A 17224-nucleotide genomic window follows, 5' to 3' on the forward strand; every position below is an offset into this window, starting at 1 on the left:
CCGCTCGGATACCGCACACTGTGGAAATGTTCCCGCACGTCAGATCGAACCGCCTGCCCCGGCAAAGCCCGGCGATACCCGGTAAGCCCGGGAACCTGAAAGGCTCGACAGGTTCAAGCTGACCCCGCCGGTCCGAAGCTACTTCTTCTTCCCTACCTGCTTGCGCATCATATCCATCGGCTTGACCGGCTGGTCGACTTGGAACTTCACCCGCTGCAGCGGATGACGGGCCGCATCGAGTTCCCGGCCTTCCTCGTCGGTCAAGGTGCCGACCTTCATCTTGAAAAATGTCCCCCCGGGGCCAAAAAATTCGACGTCCTGTCCCGGCTTGAAATGATTGCGCTGCTGCACGGTCGCCACTCCGGACGTTTCGTCGTACTCGACGACCAGACCGGCAAAATCGTAGTCGATCCGCTTGTCTTCCGGTCCGAAAATATGATCCTCGTGCCCCGGAGCGTCGTAGAAAAATCCCGTGTTCAGCGGGCGATTCGCCGCTTTGTAAATTTCCTGCAGCCATTGCTCCTGAAGTTTGTAGTTGTCCGGATCGGCATAATACGCATCGATCGCCTGCCGGTACGCATTCACGACCGTCGCTACGTAATGGATGCTCTTCATCCGTCCTTCGATCTTAAAGCTCTCGACGCCGGAGCGGATCATATCCGGGATATGCTCGATCATGCACAAATCTTTGGCGCTCATCATGAACGGATCTTCGCCCCGGAACAGCGGGGTGCCGGTCATCCCTTCCTTGAACCGGCCGATCGCCTCTTCCTCGGAGACGAGCTGTCCGATCTCCGTGTCGCCTTCCTCGAACAAATCGTACTTCCACCGGCACGATTGGCAGCAGCCGCCGCGGTTCGAATCCCGGTCGGTAAAATGATTGGACAACACGCACCGTCCGGAATACGAGCTGCACATCGCCCCGTGGATAAACGTCTCGATCTCGACGTCCACATTGCGCTTAATTTCGTGAATTTCTTCAAACGTCGTCTCCCGGGCCAGCACGACCCGGTGGACGCCTTCCTCCACCCAGAACTGCACCGCCTGCCAGTTCACGGTCGACTGCTGCGTGCTGAGATGGATCTCCAGCTTCGGCGCCACGCGCTTGCACGTCTCGATAATCGCCGGGTCTGCGACGATGATCGCGGCAATGCCGGCCTCCTGCAAATTCCGCAAATAATCCTCGATCCCCGCAATATCCTCGTTATGCGCATAGATGTTGGCGGCGACGAATACTTTTGCTCCGTAACGGTCGGCAAATTCGACGGCTTCGCGCATTTCCTCGAACGTAAAATTGTCTGCGTTGGACCGCAGACCGTACTTTTGTCCCCCGATATACACGGCGTCCGCGCCGTAGTGGATCGCGAACTTGAGCTTCTCGAGGCTGCCGCCGGGCGCGAGCAGCTCCGGCTTTTGCCCCGGCTTCAGCTTTGTTATAACATTCGGTTCCAGCACTACTTCCATTGGACGTCCACCTCGTTTTTGTATCGTGCCGGCTTTCGGCTTGCCTGATCGATCAATAGACTTGCTCCTTATAGAAAAATCCGAACGAAAGCTCCCGGTCGGGATGCTGCAGCGCGCGCACCTCGTCCAGCCACTCTTCCTGGAAGACGTAACCTTCAGGGCCGGCCGCATAAGCGTCGATCGCCTTCCGGTAAGCACGGACGACCGCTTCGTTATACGGGAGCGGCTTCAGCAGCCCCTCGATCCGGAAGCTGTCGATGCCGGCCTCCATAAGCTCGTGCAAGCTCTCCAGCATGCACAAGTCGTCCGAGCTCATCACATGCGTACCGCTCCGGTCCTCGTACACCGGAAATTTCTCTTCCTTGCGCTCGTGCTCGATCAGAAACAGATTGCGCTCCGCATCCAGCACTTCGCCCTCCGGACTGTGTCCCTGATGCTCCCAGTAGTTGGATAGCAGCGTCCGTTTGGAATGATAAATATTCGTCATGCCGTGCACTTGAACCTGCACCTCGGCCTGCACCTTCTGCGCCATCTCGACCACTTCGTCCATGTTGAGCTCGCGGGCCAAAAAGACGCGTCTCGCCCCTTTGGTTACCCAGTAGTTGGCGGTTTTATAATTTGTCGTCGTCATTTCCGTGCTCCAATGCAGCGGAATGTCGACTCCCGCCTGTCTCCTCGCGATCAGCACGGCCGGGTCCCCGAATACGAGACCGTCCGCCCCGGCATCGGCAATACATTTCAAAAAGCCGGGCAGCTCCGGCAGCACATCGTTGTGCAAAATGCCGTTGCAGACGACATAAGCCTTCGCTCCCTTGTCGTGGGCGAGCCGGATCGCATCCGCGATCCGCTCTTCGGGAATGTCTCCCGCCAGCCGCATGCCGAACCGCATATCCCCGATGTGAACCGCATCGGCCCCCGCCTCAATCAATGCTGCAATTTCCTCCGGCGAGCCCGCGCTCACCAGCAGCTCCGGCTTGCGGAAACCCGCTTCCGTCCGCCTTTCCGGGCGTTGAGTCCTTTCACCGCTCATACCTTCAGGGTCACCTCTTCCTGCTCTCCGCTATGTTTTTCAGATGCTGATCGTAAGTCTCAGCGAAGTTATGCTCCTGTGCGCCGTCATACTTCGTGACATAAAACATATATTTCGTATCTGCCGGATAAAGCGCCGCACGAATCGAGCTCAGGCTCGGACTTGCGATCGGCCCCGGCGGCAAAGCGGTTATTTTATAAGTGTTATAAGGACTGTCTACGAGCAGATCTTTCTCGAACAGCCGTTCCTTCGTCTTATCGAGCGCATACTGCACGGTCGCATCGATCTGCAGCTTCATCCCGATCTTCATCCGGTTGTAGATGACGCTGGCGACGATCGGTCTTTCCTGTTCCAGCACGACTTCGCGTTCGATCATCGAGGCGACGGTCATTAGCTGATGGAACGTAAGTCCGCGCTCCTTCAGCTTGTCCGGCCAGTCCGGCGGCAAATCGCCGAGCTTGCGTTCCAGCTCCGATGTGAGCCGCATCACGATATCTTTTGTCGTCAATTCCTTTTTCAGTTCATACGTTTCCGGGAACAAATAACCTTCCAGCCGGTAACGAATCCGGGCGTCCTCCGGAATATCCGCGATCCGCTTGACCGCGCTCAGCTCTGCGCCGCTCATCAGGTCGAGAAACGCTTGGCGGTCGAAGCCCGGATGCACGGCCAGCTTGTCCGCGATCTGCGGCACCGTCAGCCCTTCGGGAATCGTAACCCGCACCAGCTCTTCCTTGACCGTATCGCCGGCGTTCAGCTTGGCGATAATATCGTCCAGCGCCATCCCCGGCTTCATGTCGTACTCCCCCGCCTGGAACCGGCCGCCTTCTTTTTTGTAGATCAAGTAATAGCGAAACACTTTGGCGTCCCGAATCAGCCCGCTGCGTTCCAGCAGATTGGCGATCTGCCCGGAGCCGAGTCCCGCTTCCACCTGAATGCGTACTTCCTCATCCCCGGCTTCGACCGGCTTGAGCGCATTGGACACATACAGCGCCGTTCCCGCCCCGGCCAGGATAAGCACAAGCAGCATACTGCCCAGTATGATTAGTGCAATTCGTTTCAATAGGTTCCTCTCCCATATGTCTTCCCGTTTCAGGCTATTTGATGTTTTACGCGAAAAAAAAGAGCGGTGTCACCCGCCCGGATCTCCAGTCTTCCGCTTGCCCGAATCAGGGCCGTTCTCCGCTTGGGAAAGTCATCTCGTCATACAGCTCCGATACGGTTTCCCATTCGTCGTCATCCTCGATCGTCTCCAGCTCGGGCTCGCCCTCGTCGGGCACGGAAACTTTAAATATGGCTACTTCCTTCTCTTTGCGGAGCTCATCCGACTGCAGGACCGCATACACCGTCCCGTTATACCGAAACTCCGCTACAATCCGGTGGGCGACCGATTCGTCCTGCTCGTCGAACAGGACGATCTCATCCCCGTACGTATCGCGAAGCAGCCGAAGCTGTTCCGGCTGTCCATAGTCTGCTGCGTTCATGACTGCTCCTCTTGCTCCATCTCGGCGACCAGCGTGTTGAACGTTTCTTCCACTTCGTCCCACTCCTGCTCGTTGTCGATCGTGTATAGCTGGAGATCGTCGCCGTCTTCTTCATAACGGAAGGCGTACACCTCATCCGTCTCTTCTCCGGAATCATCCGATTCGACAGGTACAACCATCATGTACTTGTTGCCTTGGAATTGGCCGGACTCGACCTCAAATTTCATGATCACCTCGAATTCTTCTTCGTTGCCTTCCTCGTCGGGGATGTAGATGATCTCCGGTTCTTCCATGTTCAGCTCTTCCTTGGCCATAACGCACACCTCACCTTTTCGAATTGGAGTCCAAATAGTTTTGCAAAATGATAGCTGCCGCCATCTTGTCGATGACTTGCTTGCGCTTCTTGCGGCTGACGTCGGCTTCGATCAAAGTCCGCTGCGCCGATACGGTTGATAACCGTTCGTCCCACATCGTGACGGGAAGCCCGAACGCTTCCTGTAAAACCTCGGAGAAAGCGATGCACAGCTCTCCGCGCGGCCCGATCGTGTTGTTCATGTTTTTCGGCAGACCTACGACGAACCCGGAGACGGCGTATTCGTCCGCCAACTGCCGCAGCCGGTTCAGATCGTCCTCCGGCTTCTTCCGCCGGATCACCTCGACGCCTTGCGCCGTCCAGCCGAATTCGTCGCTTACCGCAACGCCGATCGTCTTGTCGCCGTAATCGAGTCCCATAATTCGGCCCATACTGTACTCCCGTCGGTCGCATCGGCCGGATTCCGGCTTCCGGGCCGGGATGCGCAGCTTCGCGCCCCGCTATAAGCCGGGCACACCGCGCACCGCACATATGCACGGAAGCCGATGGAAAATGTCCACCGGCCGACGGTCATTTATGGTGCTGCAAATAGAAACGGACCAGCTCCTCGATCAGTTCGTCCCGTTCCCTTTTGCGGATCAGGCTTCTTGCGTTGTTGTGCCGGGGTATGAACGCAGGGTCGCCGGATAACAAATAACCGACGATTTGATTGATCGGATTGTACCCTTTCTCCTGCAAGGCGTCATACACGGCCAGAAGGACCTCCTTCGGCGATGTTTCCACGCCTTCGGCTTTGACATCGAACTTCATCGTTTTGTCCATCGGATTCATTACCAGAACACCCCCCCTTATTGCTGAAACGCATCACTCGGATACCTATTGTAAATATTTAGTATGCGCTCTACATCTATTTATTCGCCGCCGTACTTAAAATTCCTGTCGGACCGGCTAAAAATTCACAGCTTGTTCGCATCTGACTCCGGCTGTGGGCGTACGTCCGTTACTTTGCCGCCTGCTCGGCAACAAGCGATTCGACCGCCTGCAGCGCCTCGTCCAGCTTGGAAGGGTCTTTGCCTCCAGCCTGGGCCATGTCCGGACGACCGCCTCCGCCGCCTCCGCAGCGGGAAGCCGCTTCCTTCACCAGCTTGCCGGCATGGAAGCCCTGCTGCACCAGATCCGGGGTAACGGCCGCTACGAGATTCACCTTGTCGTCGCTGACTGCGCCGACGATGATAACCGCAGAGCCGAGCTTTACCTTCATCTGGTCAACGATCGTGCGCAAGGAGTCCATGTCGCCTGCATCCACCTTGGCGGCGAGCAGCGTCACGCCTCCGACCTGCTTGGCGCTGTCTGTCAAAGAACCGGCTTCGATCGCGCTCAGCTTGCCGCGCAGCGACTCGTTCTCGCGGCCCAGCTCCTTGATCTGGCCGAGCATCGCTTCGACCCGCTTCGGCACGTCCGGCACATTCGACTTCAGCAGCGCCGCGGCTTCCCGCAGCAGCTGAAGCTGGCCGTCCAGGTACAGATAAGCGCTCCGTCCGGTTACCGCTTCGATCCGGCGCACACCCGAGCCAATGCCGCTTTCGCTGACGATCTTGAACAGGCCGATCTCGGCCGTATTCCGCACGTGGCAGCCCCCGCACAGCTCGATGCTGTATTCGCCGACTTGCACGACGCGGACGACGTCGCCGTATTTCTCGCCGAACAGCGCCATCGCGCCCATCGCTTTCGCTTCGGCAATCGGCTTGGACTCGATAACGACGGACGTTTGTCTCCAGATCTGCTCGTTCACCCGTTCTTCGATGCGGGTGAGCTCTTCGGCGCTGATGCTGCCGAAATGGGAGAAGTCGAAGCGCAGACGGTCCGGCTCGACCAGCGAGCCCGCCTGATTGACATGGTCGCCGAGGATTTCCTTGAGCGCCTTGTGCAGCAGATGCGTCGCCGTATGATTTTTGACGATATCGTCGCGCTTGCCGGATTCGACTGCGGCCTGCACCGTGTCTCCCTTGCGAAGCGTCCCGTTCGCGACTTTCACCGTATGGACGGTCTGGCCGTGCGGAGCTTTCCATACGTCCTCGACGGAAGCCTCGAGCTGGGCGCCGGTAATCGTACCGCGGTCGCTGACTTGTCCGCCGCTCTCCGCATAAAACGGGGTGCGGTCGAGCAGCACTTGGCATACTTCGCCGCTGCCGACCATGTCGACGAACGAATCGCCGCTTACAATTGCAATAATTTTAGCACTTGTTACCAGATCAGTATATCCAACAAACTCGGTTTTAACCGTAAAATCGGTGAGCGGACCGCCCTGCACCTTCATGCTGTCCGTCTCCTGACGTGCCGAACGCGCACGACTGCGCTGAGCCTCCATCTCGCTGTCGAATCCGGCCCGGTCGACGGTAAAGCCGTTCTCCGCCGCGAAATCCTCGGTCAGGTCAAACGGGAAGCCGTATGTGTCGTACAGACGGAACGCGTCCTCGCCGCCGACTACCGTACCGCCTTCCTTCTTCAGCCCGGCGATAATCGACGATAGCATATCGAGACCGTCGGACAACGTCTCGTGGAAGCGCTCCTCCTCGTTCCGGATCACTTTCTCGATAAATTCCCGCTTCTCGACCACCTCGGGATAATAAGCGCCCATAATCTCGCCGACGACCGGCGTCAGCTCATACAGGAACGGCTTGTCGATGCCGAGCGACTTCCCGTAGCGCACGGCGCGGCGAAGCAAGCGGCGGATAATGTAACCCCGGCCTTCGTTGGAAGGAAGCACGCCGTCCCCTACGGAGAATACGACGGTACGGATATGGTCGGCGATGACCTTCAGCGCTATGTCATGCTCTTCATTCGTATGATAAGTCACGCCGGCGATGGCGCTCGTCTTCTGGATAATCGGCTGGAACAAGTCGGTATCGAAGTTCGAGTCGACGTCCTGCAAAATCGAGGCGAACCGCTCGAGTCCCGCTCCGGTATCGATATTTTTGTTCGGCAGCGGCGTGTAGCTGCCGTCCTTATTATGGTTGAACTGCGAGAATACGAGGTTCCACACTTCGAGGAAACGCTCGTTCTCCCCGCCCGGCCAGCATTCGGGATCGTTCAGGTCGCCGTATTTGTCGCCGCGGTCATAGAAGATTTCCGTACAAGGACCGCACGGGCCTTCGCCGATATCCCAGAAGTTTTCCTCCAGCTTGTAGATGCGGTTTTCCGGAATGCCGATTTTTTTGTTCCAGAACTCGTAGGCTTCCGTATCTTCCGGATATACGGTTACGGACAACCGGTCCGGATCGAAGCCGATCCATTTCTTGTCGGTCAGAAACTCCCACGCCCAGGTGATCGTCTCTTCTTTGAAATAGTCCCCGATCGAGAAATTGCCGAGCATCTCGAACATCGTATGGTGGCGGCGCGTCTTGCCGACATTTTCGATATCGTTGGTGCGGATACATTTTTGCGAGTTGGCGATCCGCGGATTTTCCGGTACGACCCTGCCGTCGAAATACGGCTTCAGCGGCGCCATCCCCGCATTGATCCAGAGCAGAGAAGGGTCGTTGTGGGGCACAAGCGAGGCGCTCGGCTCAATCTTATGTCCTTTCTCCGCAAAAAACTCCAGCCACTTCCGGCGTATTTCACTTGCTTTCATCGGGTTCCATGCCTCCATATTCGATAGTGGGGGTAAAAAAACAAAAATCGCCCCTGAAAATTCAGGGACGAGGTCTTCTCTCGCGGTACCACCCTGGTTATTGCAAGTGCCCGCTTCTGACCGTCCTTCGCGGATAACGCCTCCCTGCCGGAAACACCGCTCGAATCGGCCGCAGCGCAAACAGCCCGCAATCGCCTTGTGCCGGAAAATAACGGTTCCGTACCGGTGGAGTTCGTCCACGCTCCGAAGTAGCGTTCGGCCATCCTTCTTCATGAAAGCTCTTGCAGCGCGCTGCCGGACACATGGGAGCGTCCGACCCGGAGCTTTCTCTCTGGATCAAGGGCGATGGCTTACTCGTTTCGTCATGGCGTTAAGCGATATGCCGTTTTTTTGAAACGCATTCATCCCTTAATTTTATAGCCCCGCCCCTCGATTGTCAAATGGTTCGCCGGTTTTGCCGCCCTGTGCTAGTGAATGTCCTTCTTCTTGAACTGCCCGCCCATGACGTCGTGAATATTGCCTACGGCTAGAAATGCCCCCGGATCGATCTCCTCGACGACCGCCTTCAGCTTGGCCTCTTCCAGCCTTGTAACGACGCAGAAGATGACCTGCTTGTCGTCGCCGGTATAGGCGCCTTCTCCTCTTAAGTACGTAACGCCGCGGCCGAGCCGGTCGAGCAGCGCATCCCCCAGCTCCCGGTACTTCTCGCTGATGATCCAGACCGACTTCGATTCGTCGAAACCGGCCATCACAATGTCGATCATCTTAAAGGCGATATAGTACGCGATCAGCGAATACATCGCACGGTCCCAGCCAAAGACGAATCCGGCGCTGCCCAGTATGAAAAAGTTAAAAAACATCACGATTTGCCCAACGGAAAACGGCGATCGTTTGTATAGCAATATCGCTACGATCTCCGTACCGTCCAGCGACCCGCCGGCCCGGATGACGAGACCGACGCCGATTCCGACGATGATCCCTCCGAACACGGCCGCCAGCAGCGGGTCCATCGTCAGCGGCTCCACCGGATGCAGCAGCGTTGTCCCTGCCGACATGACAAGAACTCCGTACAAGGTCGATAAAGCGAACGTTTTCCCGATCGATTTGTAGCCGATAAACAGAAACGGCAAGTTCAGCAAAGTCAGAAACAGGCCAAGCGGCAATCCCGTCAAATATTTGCTTATAATCGAGATGCCGACGACCCCGCCGTCGATAATGTTGTTCGGGACGAGAAAAATTTCAAGCCCTACCGATACGGACGCCGCGCCGAGAAAAATAAGGATCGCCCTTTTGGCGATCAGCGCCTTGGAGCTTCTCCGATGCTGCTGCCGGATGGCGTCGATGACTCCGGATTCGTGCGAAATGGACACGGCAAGAACTCCCTTCCTTGCTAACGCTCGTATAGCGGTCTTTTTTTTATTGTACCCACTTCTCCCGAATTTGCTTTTGCTTCGCTTGCCCGGCACCCGACGCTTCGTTCCGGCCGCAGGCAGAAGCCCGGTACTATGGAAAGTTAGTACTTCTCGCTTGCGGCTTCACCGTCTAAGATTAGGATCAGGTGCTAGGACGTGATGCAACAGCAGCGACTACGAACGACAGGAAGTTTCATGACTCATGTCCGGCGCCCTTCCTACAAATCGAGGTGTATTCGTATGATTAGAAGAAGAAATACGGCCGCTTTCTCTTTTTTATCCTGGGCATCGTTCGCTTGTGCGTTTCTGGCTATGTTTATCGGTATTTATACATTAGAGGAACCGTTGTCCGTCAAAGGTTACTACGCCGTCGCCGCCTTATACTTGACGATGTCCGCTTTTGTCCTGCAAAAGACGATCCGGGACAATCAGGAAGATGCGGACGCCGGCAAGAAACGGAACTCCGGAGCGTTTACGTTTCTGTCCTGGGCCGCTTTCGCCACGGCGCTGATTGCCATGTTCGTCGGTATCTATAATTTGAATCAGCCGTTGTCCGTGCAAGGGTATTACGCGGTATGCGCCTTATTTCTGACGATGTCCTCCTTCGTACTGCAGAAGACAGTGCGGGACAACAAAGAGGACGACGACCTGATCGGTCCCGCTCATGCAGACGTTCAGGAATGACCGGACGTCCCTGCCGCCGATCAATCATAACGGTGATTATAGTGCGATTCTCCCCCGCTGTCTATGAGGCTGACGACGGATGAAACGCAAAAAAAAGCCCGGTACCTCTCAGGGCGCCGGGCTATCGTGCTTTTTTCTTACAATTTCATTTCATGAAGACAGCTTAACCGGCTGACCGCTCTTGACGGACTCGTATCCGGCCAGCGCAACCTCGGCGGAGCGAAGGCCGTCCTCGCCGCTGATCGGAGACGCTTTGCCTTCGATCAGAGCGTCCACGAACGATTTGACCATGTAGTGGTCCATCGAATCGCCCCAGTACAAATATTGCCCTCTGCCGACATCGTCGCTGTAGAGCTCGGTTTTCTGAGCGAAGCTGTCTACCGAGATCGTACCCTTGGTGCCGATGATTTCCATCGTTACGTCACCCCAGGTCGGGAACGTCTTGGAACGCGACCAGCTTGTATCGAGTACGCCGAACGCGCCGTTGTCGAATTTGACATGAATCATCCCCGCGTCGTCTACCTTCAGCTCTTCATGGAACAGCGTTGCGGCATAAGCGTACACTTCGTTCACTTTGGAGCCGGTGAACCAGTTCATCAGGTCCATCACGTGTACGGTATGGTCGAGCAGCGCGCCGCCGCCGGAAAGCTCGGGCTCGACGAACCATCTGCCCGGCATCGAGCCGCGGTTCGTCCCTTTGATCGCGATGATCTCGCCGATCTCGCCGCGGTCGACCGCTTGCTTGGCGTTAATCACCGCAGGCAAATAGCGGCAAGGGAATGCGGTCATCAGCTGTACGCCGTTGTCGCTGCAAGCTGCGATCATCCGTTCCATCTCGGCAACGGAAATGCCAAGCGGCTTTTCGCAGATCACGTGTTTTTTGGCGTTTGCCGAATCGATCGTTTGCTGGGCGTGGAACGCGTTCTCGGAACAGATTACAACCGCGTCCATATCGGAGATAGCCAGCAAATCCCGGTAATCTTCGTAAAAAGCGATCCCGTGTTTGGTTACGACGCCTTCCACACGGCTCTTCACTTCGTCGGCGATACCGACGAGCTCTACTTCCGGCAAAGCGAGCAGCGCATGGAGATAGGAGAACGCATGTCCGTGCGCAAAGCTGATCATGCCCACTCTAAGCTTGCTCATCGCGATCCCTCCCCTTTATTGAAAACGACGGCTTGGCCGGTGCGGACCGATTCCATAACGGCAAGACCGATTTCAAGCGCCTTGTACGCATCCTGAGCCGTTACGATCGGCTCGCGGTTTTCGCGGATGCAATCGATATAGTGATGGATTTCCTTCTCGAACGGATTCGTGAAGCCCGGGCTTTGCGGTACTTCGACGAACGGTCCGCTTGCGTCTTTGGCAGCCGCTTTACGCACCTGCACCGATTTGGTTTGCGAGCTGTCGCTGCGGATAATCCCTTTGCTGCCGGCAATTTCAGCTGCGGTCGTGAACGGTCCCGGGTAGCCCCAGTGCGCTTCCACGTTCGCTACCGCGCCGCTCTCAAATACAAGCGTGGCGGAAGCGTAGTCCACATTGCCTTCGACGGTGCGCAGTCCGTATACCGAACGCACTTCGCCAAGCGACCAGCGGAAAAAGTCGAGGTCGTGGATCATCAGGTCGATGACAACGCCGCCGCTTTTCTCATCCTCGGCGAACCACGGACGGCGGTCTCCGGGATGTCCGCCGATCCGCTTCGCGTGAGCGACGCCGATCCGGCCGAGGGAACCGTCATTGATTTTATTTCTCATCTGCACATACTCCGGGAAGAAACGGACGACATGGCCGATAAACAGCCGCACGCCGTTTTTCTCGCAGACGCTTATCATCTCCGCCGCGTCTTCCAGGTTCAGCGCGATCGGTTTTTCGCAAATAACATGTTTGCCCGCATTAGCCGCACGAATCGAATACTCCTTGTGCAGATAGCTCGGCAAGGTGACGCTTACAACTTCGCAGCCCGACTTCTCGAGCATCTCGTCAAATGACGAATAGGCGGTCGCGCCTGTGCGCTTGGCCATGTTCTCCATGAGATCCGGCTGAATATCGCATACTCCGACTACGGTTACGCCGGGAACTTTCGCATAGCTGCTGGCATGGACGTTGCCTAGGCCGCCGCAGCCGACGATTGCTACTTTCATGGCTTTCCCTCTCCCCATTTCGTGTATAATGGATTCATAAGCAGTACAAGGCCAGACATTACTCTGACTTGTTCATGAACCAACAATACAATGTTTGGGATAGGACGTATATGCCGTCATTTGTCGGCTTTGTATCCAATTTTGTCATGTCCCGCAAAGCAGGTGCCGCCCCTATGGAAATTTATAAAGAGCCGATCCATTATCAGAATCCGGTGCTGTGCATCAAGGTATGGAAATTCGAGCAGCCGGGCCGCCCGAGACCGAAGCCGGCGGTTGCGGCTACCCAGGAGCAGCTTCAGAACGTGCGCTGGCACTATCATAAAGAAGTGGAGTTCATTCTCGTCCAGAAGGGCATCCACGAAATCCATACGCCGAACCGCCCCTATCTGCTCCATCCGGGCGACGTGGTGGTGATCGGTTCGTCCCAACTGCACCGCGGCCGTCCCTATAGCGAAGAAGGGCTCGTCTATATCGTGCTCCATGTCGATCTGGAAGCTTACTTCGATCCGGCGATGATGAGGTATTACCGCCATTTCTCGGAAGTGCACCACCCGCTGGAGGACTTGAACTATATGTTCCGGGAGAACGAGAACGTCAGCCGGGAGGTCGGGCGCATCATCGAACGGATTCACGACGAGATTATGGGCAAATCGACCGGTTATGAGATTGCGGCCAGCATGCATATCAAGCATCTGCTGCTGACACTGCTTCGCGGGGATACGAGAGGACTGCTGCAGGCGCACGATCTGGTCGATCCTGGCGTCATGAAGCCGATTCTCGAACATGTGGACAACCATCTGTCGGAGAAAATCGATATGGAACGGGTTAGCCATCTCGCAGGAATGAGTTACTTTTACTTCTCCAAATATTTCAAAAAAGCGATGGGCTCCTCGTTTACGGATTACGTCAACCGGAAGCGGATCGCCAAGGCGGAACGGCTGCTCGTGACGAGCAGCCAGAATGTGACGGAAATTGCCCGGGCGGTCGGCATCGAGAACATGGCTCATTTTTATGAGCTGTTCAAACGGTTTAACGGCTGCACCCCCAAGCAGTATCTGCGCAAAATCGACAGCGGCGGCGAGTGACCAGCGGTTGCAAGCCCGGCCGGCCGCTGTCGCGCAGAGGGAAGTTATTCGTTCTCGTCTCCCTCTCCGCCGCCGCTGCCTTTGCTATTCTCTCCCGATTTTTTTGAAGATTCTTTTTCTTTTTTCTGCGCTTCCTTCTCGGCTTTCTCCAGCTTTTTCTGCTGTTCTTGCTCATATTGCTGCAGTTCCTTATACATCTGAAACTGTTTCTTAAGCTCCTGGTCGATAACGCTCGGCTGCTGGGTTTGCTGCTGCTTGCTTTGCTCCTCCTTGGCTTTTTTCTCTCCGCCGCATGCGGTTAATGCCGCAATCAGACCAATGCTTGCGGCAATTGCCATCACTTTGGTCCAGCCTGTCCCTGGAGCTGCTGATTCGTTCCGGCTCATTTGTTTTCCCTCCGCTTCGCCTTTTAGAGGTAGTTCAAAAAGTCCACTTTTGATCACGAAGCAGATCAGGAAGCCTTCCCGACATCGAATATGGAATTCAGCCGGAAGTTCCGGTGCTCACGTAGTTCCCACTACGCTCCGCCCCTCATTTCCTAGCTTCATCCCATCTTCTCAGTGCTGAAAACCGGACTTTTTGAACTCGCACTTTTAGAGATTAGCGTTCCCCCTCCCGCAGTTTCGATTCGTTCGCGCACACGGCAAAAAGCCGCGACCCTATAGTCACGGCTTCTGATTCCAAACAGTACTAACGGTATCATTCGCGAGTCGGATCAGAAACCGACGGTTTGGCCGGAGCCGGAGGAACGCTGGAGATTTCCGGCGCTGGGCTGACGGCTGCGCCACTTGCAGCGCCCGCGCCTCCCGACAGCTTGCTGGTGAAGCCTTTGACCAGCTTGTCGAGGTCGATGCCCGACACGCTCTTCAGCATCTCCGGCGCCGTCGCCATAAGCGAGGTCACATAATTGCTCACGCGTGCGGCGCCTTCCCCGTTGCCGGTGTCGACGACCGTCAGCTTGTCGATCGAGCTGATTGGCTGCGCTACTTTGCCAGCGAGTTCCGGAAGCATTTTCACGATAATATCGAGAACCGCCGCTTCGCCGAACTTCTCGAACGCTTCGGCCAGCTTTTGCTTCGCTTCCGCTTCGGCCAGACCGCGCAGCCTTATTACTTCCGCCTCGGCCGTACCTTTCGCCCGTTCCGCATCGGCGATCGCCAAACCTTCAAGACGCTTCTGCTCGGCGTTCGCCCTCGCCTCCGCTTCGATCTTGTACTGCAGCGCATCGGCTTCGCGAATACGCTTCGCCTTATCCGCCTCGGCCGCCTGCTCGACGGCGTAACGGTCGGCGTCCGCCTTCTTTTTCACTTCCGCATCGTACTGCTTCTCGCGGCGCAAAATCTCTTTCGCCTCAAGGTCGATTTCCCGCTCTTTACGGACCAGTTCCACCTGCATCTGCTCTTCGACGACGCTTTGTTTCGAACGCGCTTCCTGGATGTGATAGGCTTGGTCGGCTTCGGCCTTGGCCATATCCTGGTCTTTCTTAAACGCGGCCGTCTTCAGCTCTTTCTCCTTGGCTGCTTCGGCAATGTTCGTATCCCGCAAAAGCTCGGCCTTCATCCCATCCTCTTCGGCTTTCGCCTTCTGAATCCGGGAATCCCGCACCGCCTGGGCTTCGGCAATCTCGGCGTCGCGCTTCACCGCGGCGATCCGCGGCTTCCCGAGCGAGTCCAGATAACCGTGCTTGTCGCGCACGTCCTTGATCGTGAATGAAACGATCTGCAGACCCATTTTCTTCAAATCTTTGGCCGCTACGCCTTGAACCTCCTGGGCGAACTTGTCGCGGTTCCGATACACTTCCTCGACCGTCATCGAGCCGAGAATGGAGCGGAGGTGCCCTTCCAGCACTTCCTGCGCTTCTCCCTTCAGCGCCTCGGTCGGCTTGCCCATGAATTGCTCCGCAGCCGTAGCGACGTCTTCGACCACACTGCCGATCTTGATGATCGCCACCGCGTCCGTCATAACCGGCACGCCTTGCTCGGTATACACTTCCGGGGTGGATACGTCCAGCTTAAGCGACAGTAACGATAAAAACTCCGCTTTCTGAAAAATCGGCAGGATAAAAGCTCCGCCTCCGCGTACGATTTTGATTCGCCGTCCCGAATCGTCTGTGAGCACATTTTTGCTTCCCAAATAATTGTTATCCGGACTCCGAAGGACACTTTCGGACAATTTGCTGTAATGACGCGGTTTCCCGGCGTTTTCGATAGGTACGGTCAGGACACTAAAGAACTACTTTTGACATGCTTTTTGTGGGTAACATGTGGGAAGCCCCTACCGGCATTGTGGGTAAGGGCTTCCAAATAAACAGAGGTGATCCGGTATAATTACGGGATGGATGTTAACGGTCATTGCAACCGGCCAGCAGTTATACGTGCTTATAATTTTGCTGGTGATCGGGATATTGGGCTTCGGGGTGCTGACGGTTCTGGAGGTTCGTTATAGACGCACAAGAAGACGGGACGCTGATGAGGACCGGCAGAGAGTAAAGAAGTATCCGCCGTTTGAATAGGAAATGAAGCCCCCGCTGGCGTTATGCTGGTAGGGGGCTTCGCTTTTAACGGCCGTCACTCTCCGCCTTTAAGGAGGAGAGTCGGACCGGATTCCTTTAAGGAATTGGCAATTATACCCACCTGCTTAAAGAAGATCAGTTCATTTCGATCAAAACGCAAATCTGCGTTACGATCAAACCACGACGCCCTTCTCACGAGCGAAAACGACCGTATTAATCCAAGCCAATTCCGTCTGCGTCAGCTTGCCTTCGTATGCCTTCGTTGCCCATCCATAGTCACCAAGCAGCCCTTTACGGTATAGCCCGTCCAGCGCATCGCCGAGCATCTTCCATTGCCATTGTTCCAGTTTCATCGTATCGTCCTCCTCGTCCCCGTTCGCAACTCTTCGTTTAAACTCCTCCCACGCTCCCGGATCGTCTATGTAAGGGGCCGGACAGTGCTTGCCGGTTACATCGTAATGCCGGATCACATCCCGCAGCGGATTCAGCTCGTACCGCCTGCACAACTCCGCGACGATCGCCACTGTGCGCCGGACCGTTTCCAGGTGGAACGATCCGTCTGGCTCGATGCACATTTCAACTCCAATACTGTACGGATTGGCTTGGCTGGCATGATAGGCTTGTTCGTCCAGCGGGATAATAAGGATGGCATCGCCAGGGTCTACGAAATAATGAGCCGATGCGTAGCGTTCATTGGTCGCGGGGAGCGTCTTGCCAAAGTAAATTACATGATTCGCCGCCGACGCTCCCGGGTTGCCGGTATAGTGGATGATGATATTACGGACAAGCCGGAGAGGAGTCCCCGGCCGCGTGAACGGGTTAACGGGAATCAGTTCTTCACGCCATAGGGCTGTCATGTTTGATCACCCTCACCCTTTTGCTTGAGCTGCTCCAAAAACTTAACCAGCCCCGGGGGCAACTGCACTCCAAGCGGGCCGAGATTCTCGACGACGCTTAACCCTTCACGCCCGGCATAAAAGTAAACGGCCAGTGTGCGGAAGATTGGAGCATCTGCTCCGACCCACTGGTCGCACATGGCCGCTAAAGCGATAACCGCTAGCGTTATGCCCTTCCGGACGCCGCCCCAAAACATAACCTCGCTGTTGACCGATTTGGTCTTAAATGCGCCCAGGACGCCTGTTACGTAATCAGCAAGCATCAGGGCCACCAGAACCTTAAGCGCCGCATCCCAGCCGCCGAGGTGCTGAGCAATCAAACCGGAGACAGCGGTCACCCCTCCAAAAATAAACTCCTTGCCGGTGCTGCCTGCAGCAGCCGTCCAAACCGTGGATACGATCAGCTTTGCGCTCATCCCGTTCCCCTCTCTGCCCGTTTGCGGGCAACAAAATAGCCCCTACTCGGGGTTAAATCGCATCCATTACGCTGTACGGCATCAAAGATGACCTTGCTTTCTTTACTGCGTCCGCTGCCTCGGTTAAATCATCAAAATTACCAAGATGTATGTGTCTAC

The 17224-nt window shown here is 56.1% G+C and carries 17 protein-coding genes and 1 pseudogene; 3 read left to right on the forward strand and 15 right to left on the reverse strand.

The genetic code is table 11. The features are described from left to right. Positions 1–138 precede the first annotated feature (138 nt). From PV433_RS31950 to PV433_RS31990, 9 genes are all read right to left on the reverse strand, one after another. Positions 139–1464: a peptidase U32 family protein gene (locus PV433_RS31950; RefSeq protein ID WP_332076016.1), complete on the reverse strand. Its 1326-nt coding sequence runs from the start codon at positions 1462–1464 to the stop codon at positions 139–141. 52 nt (positions 1465–1516) lie between these two features. Next, positions 1517–2494 carry a peptidase U32 family protein gene (locus PV433_RS31955; RefSeq protein WP_332076017.1) on the reverse strand — a complete coding sequence of 326 codons (978 nt, stop codon included), beginning with the start codon at positions 2492–2494 and terminating at the stop codon, positions 1517–1519. 10 nt (positions 2495–2504) lie between these two features. Beyond that, positions 2505–3554: an endolytic transglycosylase MltG gene (mltG, locus tag PV433_RS31960; protein WP_332076018.1), complete on the reverse strand. Its 1050-nt coding sequence runs from the start codon at positions 3552–3554 to the stop codon at positions 2505–2507. A gap of 106 nt (positions 3555–3660) precedes the next feature. After that, a complete protein-coding gene (locus PV433_RS31965; RefSeq protein ID WP_332076019.1) occupies positions 3661–3975 on the reverse strand; it encodes a DUF1292 domain-containing protein in 315 nt (104 codons plus the stop codon). Further along, positions 3972–4289, reverse strand: a complete 318-nt coding sequence (locus PV433_RS31970) for a DUF1292 domain-containing protein (RefSeq protein WP_190930895.1) — start codon at positions 4287–4289, stop codon at positions 3972–3974. Before PV433_RS31970 ends, PV433_RS31965 begins: the two co-directional genes overlap by 4 nt. A 10-nt stretch (positions 4290–4299) precedes the next feature. After that, complete coding sequence (gene ruvX, locus PV433_RS31975; protein WP_190930896.1) at positions 4300–4719, reverse strand: Holliday junction resolvase RuvX; 420 nt, start codon at positions 4717–4719, stop codon at positions 4300–4302. 139 nt (positions 4720–4858) lie between these two features. Next, entirely contained in the window at positions 4859–5119 is a 261-nt protein-coding gene (locus PV433_RS31980; protein WP_110841271.1) for an IreB family regulatory phosphoprotein, read from the reverse strand. 169 nt (positions 5120–5288) lie between these two features. Then, positions 5289–7919 carry an alanine--tRNA ligase gene (gene alaS / locus PV433_RS31985; RefSeq protein ID WP_332076020.1) on the reverse strand — a complete coding sequence of 877 codons (2631 nt, stop codon included), beginning with the start codon at positions 7917–7919 and terminating at the stop codon, positions 5289–5291. A 467-nt stretch (positions 7920–8386) separates the two neighbouring features. Then, the gene (locus PV433_RS31990) at positions 8387–9220 is read right to left on the reverse strand and encodes a YitT family protein (RefSeq protein ID WP_442951601.1); all 834 of its coding nucleotides are present in this window, start codon (positions 9218–9220) and stop codon (positions 8387–8389) included. 354 nt (positions 9221–9574) lie between these two features. Here PV433_RS31990 and PV433_RS31995 point away from each other — a divergent pair. Continuing rightward, positions 9575–9769: pseudogene (locus PV433_RS31995) on the forward strand (YiaA/YiaB family inner membrane protein); the annotation flags it as partial. A gap of 42 nt (positions 9770–9811) precedes the next feature. Continuing rightward, positions 9812–10015 carry a YiaA/YiaB family inner membrane protein gene (locus tag PV433_RS32000; RefSeq protein WP_332076031.1) on the forward strand — a complete coding sequence of 68 codons (204 nt, stop codon included), beginning with the start codon at positions 9812–9814 and terminating at the stop codon, positions 10013–10015. A gap of 150 nt (positions 10016–10165) precedes the next feature. Here the strand turns inward: PV433_RS32000 and PV433_RS32005 are convergent, their stop codons facing one another. Together PV433_RS32005 and PV433_RS32010 are read right to left on the reverse strand one after the other, a co-directional pair. Then, positions 10166–11161 carry a Gfo/Idh/MocA family protein gene (locus PV433_RS32005; protein WP_332076021.1) on the reverse strand — a complete coding sequence of 332 codons (996 nt, stop codon included), beginning with the start codon at positions 11159–11161 and terminating at the stop codon, positions 10166–10168. After that, positions 11158–12156 (reverse strand): Gfo/Idh/MocA family protein, encoded by a 999-nt coding sequence (locus PV433_RS32010; RefSeq protein WP_332076022.1) that lies wholly within the window; start codon positions 12154–12156, stop codon positions 11158–11160. The genes PV433_RS32005 and PV433_RS32010 overlap by 4 nt, the downstream gene beginning before the upstream one ends. Positions 12157–12329: 173 nt before the next feature. Here PV433_RS32010 and PV433_RS32015 point away from each other — a divergent pair, with 173 nt between their 5' ends. Further along, positions 12330–13241 (forward strand): helix-turn-helix domain-containing protein, encoded by a 912-nt coding sequence (locus tag PV433_RS32015; RefSeq protein ID WP_332076023.1) that lies wholly within the window; start codon positions 12330–12332, stop codon positions 13239–13241. 44 nt (positions 13242–13285) lie between these two features. Here the strand turns inward: PV433_RS32015 and PV433_RS32020 are convergent, their stop codons facing one another. From PV433_RS32020 to PV433_RS32035, 4 genes are all read right to left on the reverse strand, one after another. Then, positions 13286–13627, reverse strand: coding sequence for a hypothetical protein (locus PV433_RS32020; RefSeq protein ID WP_332076024.1), 342 nt, complete (start codon positions 13625–13627; stop codon positions 13286–13288). Between the two features lie 313 nt (positions 13628–13940). After that, positions 13941–15374: an SPFH domain-containing protein gene (locus tag PV433_RS32025; protein WP_442951600.1), complete on the reverse strand. Its 1434-nt coding sequence runs from the start codon at positions 15372–15374 to the stop codon at positions 13941–13943. A 552-nt stretch (positions 15375–15926) separates the two neighbouring features. Then, positions 15927–16610, reverse strand: a complete 684-nt coding sequence (locus PV433_RS32030) for a peptidoglycan recognition protein family protein (protein WP_332076025.1) — start codon at positions 16608–16610, stop codon at positions 15927–15929. Further along, positions 16607–17065 carry a phage holin family protein gene (locus PV433_RS32035; protein WP_332076026.1) on the reverse strand — a complete coding sequence of 153 codons (459 nt, stop codon included), beginning with the start codon at positions 17063–17065 and terminating at the stop codon, positions 16607–16609. Before PV433_RS32035 ends, PV433_RS32030 begins: the two co-directional genes overlap by 4 nt. Positions 17066–17224: the final 159 nt, after the last annotated feature.

The sequence above is a fragment of the Paenibacillus sp. GYB004 genome, assembly GCF_036577605.1.
GTDB lineage: Bacteria > Bacillota > Bacilli > Paenibacillales > NBRC-103111 > Paenibacillus_AB > Paenibacillus_AB oceani.